Source organism: Desmonostoc vinosum, assembly GCF_059505385.1.
This window is the reverse complement of record NZ_JCACKM010000318.1, coordinates 1-3,288: the sequence shown is the minus strand read 5'-3', so window position 1 is coordinate 3,288 and position 3,288 is coordinate 1. Positions and strand designations below refer to the sequence as shown.

Sequence of the window (3,288 nt, the reverse complement as noted above, 5' to 3'; positions counted from 1 at the left end):
AAAACTGGTTTACAGACTGTTGCTACTGTACTTCATAAACCTGCAATCTGCTGTATCACTTTTAGTGAAGGACTTGTACGTATAGAATTGGTCAAAAAAAATATTCTAGATTTAGAAGTAGATGCTATTGTTAGACCCACAAATACAAAACTAGCTTTTGGGGGAGAAATTAGTAGACAGATTCTTCAAAGATTACAAAACTCATCAGACTTTGGATGGTACGAAACATTACAGAATTATTCAAATATATTAGTTGGTGAAGTACTTGTAACAAGTCCTCAGATACAGCCAACCTTCGTAACGCTCCCGTAACCTTAGATAATATCAACGACATAGAAGACATAGAACTCCAAATGCGTCCCGCTAAACTAAACCTGTGGCGCAATCGTCTATTTGTTACCTTGAGTTACGTAAAAACCGATATACCAGAATTGACAGCATTACTGTTCCGGCTTACTTTAGCGAGTCTCAGCGTCAAGCTACGAAAGAAGCCGGAGAATTAGCTGGGTTAAGGGTTCGTCGAATAATTAATGAACCAACGGCTGCGGCTTTAGCGTTTGGCTTGGGTACAAACCAGACTACCTGCTATCAAGGAAGCATTGCGCGATCGCTACGGTTGGACAATCAACGACTCTGTAAATCCCGATGAAGCTGTAGCCAGAGGTGCGGCAGTTCAGGGGGCAAGATTATGTGGTTATCTTCGGGAGGAGGTAAAACTCTGGGACATAACACCCTTGTCTTTAGGAATTGAATTGGCTAACAGCAAGATGGATGCGATTATTTGTGCCAATGAACCGATACCAGTTACCAAGTGGCGCAAGGGTTCCCAAGCTTTTACTACTCAGCGCGACGGACAAGAAAGTATCCGCTTCCGCATTTATCAAGGTGAACGACCGATTGCCGGGGACAATGAATTTATTGGTGAAGTGGTTCTTAACCTAGCAACTACTCGTCCGGCTGGGGAGGTTCGGGTTAATTGTATGTTCAAAGTTGACCACGATGGGATTCTTCATGTGTTAGCAGAAGATATTAGCACCGATGGGCAACCTGTGGAGAAGACATTTGACCGCTTTTATCGCCTGACTCAACAAGAGGTAGACCAGAAACTTCAAGAAGCGAAAGTGCATGAAAATGAAGACGCTGTTACCAATCGAATTTTTCAGTTAGAAGAAGAAATAATCCGACTGCAACGTGTGATTAATCAAGATAAAACATCTGACAATCTACTGTTAGAAACTTTAGAAAACTTGAAAGCAGCTATTAATAGCCGCGACGTTAACCAAGCAGAGGAACTACTTACCGAACTCAAAATATATATCCGCCCTTCAGAAGAACCCAGGCAAATTGAGAATATCCCAGAGCAGAATATGGGCGATCCTCGCTCCTTACGGGACTTTATTGTTTGGGGAATTGAGAATTATCCGGCAGAAAACTATGCGGTGATTTTGTGGAATCACGGTACTGGCTGGAAAGAAGACGATATTTATGCTTTTGCGCGATCGCGTGGTGTTGAAATTCAGGCAAGTCAGGATGAAGTGCGATCGCTTACCCGAAATAATCGGCGGTTGTCCCGTGCTTTTTTCCTTTCCTCAATTACAGAAGTGCTGCAACTAGATGATGAAGATTCACGAGCGATCGCTTTTGATGATTCATCTTTAGACTTCCTTGATAATGCCAAACTTCAGCAGGCTTTTCAGGAAGCAGAAGCCATTACGGGTAAAAAAGTTAGCCTAATTGGCATGGATGCCTGTTTAATGGGCATGGTGGAAGTGGCTTACCAGTTGCGCTCCAACACCTCTCCAATTTCGCCTGCTGTGTAAAATGAGTGTTGATGCTCCAGATAATTTTCGCCCCTTTTCAAGTCGTCAGTATCAGCCTCTTATTGCAGAGATTGCGACTATGATCAAATCGACTTGAAGGGTAGTAAAGCTATAATTAGGATAAAAGACAAGCCAGATAGCGCCGATGAAGAATCACATATGGCAGAATTAACAATTCAAATTTCTGATGAACTAGCTCAACGTTTAGAACCTCTGCAAAATCGCTTACCTGAATTGCTTTGGCAATTGTTAGACGTTGCTAATTTACCAACAAACTCTCAGCCAACAATCAAAACAGAGACGACAGATATTCCCGCAGTTTATCAAGAAGTTCTTGATTTTTTAATTAAGCGTCCAACTCCAGAAGAAATTATTACTTTTAAAGTTTCACCTCAAGTTCAAACGCGGTTGTCAGAATTATTAGAGAAAAACCGATCTGCAACACTCAGTCCAATGGAATTAGCTGAGTTAGATGTTTATGAGCAATTAGAACATATGATGATTTTATTAAAGGCACGAGCTTTAAAACGCGATTAGCTAAGATGACATCTAATTCAATTTCTGCGGAACTGCGTAAGCTTGTAATACAGAGAGCTTCAGGATGTTGTGAATACTGCTTAATACATCAAGATTTTTCAATTTATACTCATGAAGTAGACCATATTATTGCGGTCAAACATGGAGGTGAAACGACTGCTGATAATTTAGCACTTTCATGTTTATCTTGTAACCGTCATAAAGGTTCTGATTTTGCTACGATAGACCAAGTTACTAAAGAAATTGTCCCGTTGTTTAATCCCCGTCGTCAGGTTTGGGATGAACATTTCTATGTTGAAGGTGCGAGAATTGAAGGGAAAACTCAAATTGGACAAGGGACTGCAAGGTTGCTTCAGTTCAATATTAATAATCGCGTACTTGAACGGCAAGTGTTGATGAGTCAAGGACTATATCCATAAACAAGACCCTCTACCACTAGTAAATAGTATTGTCCTGCCGAGAAATAATGATCATTCCAATCATCATCTAAAATTGAAATAGAACTTTCTTCATCTTCCATAGCATAATAGTCTGCTTTATATATGAAGTATGTCACTTGACAATCAACTCTGAGACTAAAAGGTATGACAAAATAATTTTCATAATCTACCACATTATTAAGATTTAAATTAATTTCTTCTATTTCTCCAACTTCATCAATAGTTCCTTCATTATTATCATCAGGTATTAGATGAGAGGTAACAGTTTCTCTAGAAAGCTTATCACTTAAATCAGACTCAATCGCAGATTCTATTAATGCGCTGTCAGAATAAATTAAGTTTATAAGCTTATGAATTAATTCATGCTTGATTTGCAAGTCAGATGCTGTAGAAATAAAATCTCTTTGTTTCTGTAACTCTAATAAAGGACTTTTGGGTAAGAGGCTGTTTGAAAAGTTTTGAAGGGTAAAATTTTATGCAAGTCGCCTCAC

General features: G+C 39.5%; 5 protein-coding genes and 1 pseudogene. 5 read left to right on the top strand and 1 reads right to left on the bottom strand.

Going from position 1 to position 3,288, the window contains the following annotated elements:
• The 5 genes and pseudogenes from AC5JMF_RS31845 to AC5JMF_RS31825 form a co-directional block, all read left to right on the top strand.
• The coding region (locus AC5JMF_RS31845) for a macro domain-containing protein (RefSeq protein ID WP_495799706.1) at nucleotides 1–312 on the top strand (312 nt) is incomplete at its 5' end.
• 127 nt (nucleotides 313–439) lie between these two features.
• A pseudogene (locus AC5JMF_RS31840) lies at nucleotides 440–580 on the top strand (Hsp70 family protein); the annotation flags it as partial.
• The gene (locus AC5JMF_RS31835) at nucleotides 558–1,820 is read left to right on the top strand and encodes an Hsp70 family protein (protein ID WP_495799705.1); all 1,263 of its coding nucleotides are present in this window, start codon (nucleotides 558–560) and stop codon (nucleotides 1,818–1,820) included. The pseudogene AC5JMF_RS31840 and the gene AC5JMF_RS31835, both read left to right, overlap by 23 nt.
• 159 nt (nucleotides 1,821–1,979) lie before the next feature.
• Nucleotides 1,980–2,357: a hypothetical protein gene (locus tag AC5JMF_RS31830; protein WP_495799704.1), complete on the top strand. Its 378-nt coding sequence runs from the start codon at nucleotides 1,980–1,982 to the stop codon at nucleotides 2,355–2,357.
• Between the two features lie 5 nt (nucleotides 2,358–2,362).
• A complete protein-coding gene (locus AC5JMF_RS31825; protein WP_495799703.1) occupies nucleotides 2,363–2,776 on the top strand; it encodes an HNH endonuclease in 414 nt (137 codons plus the stop codon).
• Here the strand turns inward: AC5JMF_RS31825 and AC5JMF_RS31820 are convergent.
• Entirely contained in the window at nucleotides 2,758–3,174 is a 417-nt protein-coding gene (locus AC5JMF_RS31820; RefSeq protein WP_495799702.1) for a hypothetical protein, read from the bottom strand. The two genes, AC5JMF_RS31825 and AC5JMF_RS31820, sit on opposite strands and share 19 nt — an antisense overlap.
• Nucleotides 3,175–3,288: the final 114 nt, after the last annotated feature.

Coding starts and splice junctions, on each gene's coding strand:
- AC5JMF_RS31830 (WP_495799704.1), top strand. CDS start 1,980: ATGGCAGAATTAACAATTCAAATTTCTGATGAACTAGCTCAACGTTTA.
- AC5JMF_RS31825 (WP_495799703.1), top strand. CDS start 2,363: ATGACATCTAATTCAATTTCTGCGGAACTGCGTAAGCTTGTAATACAG.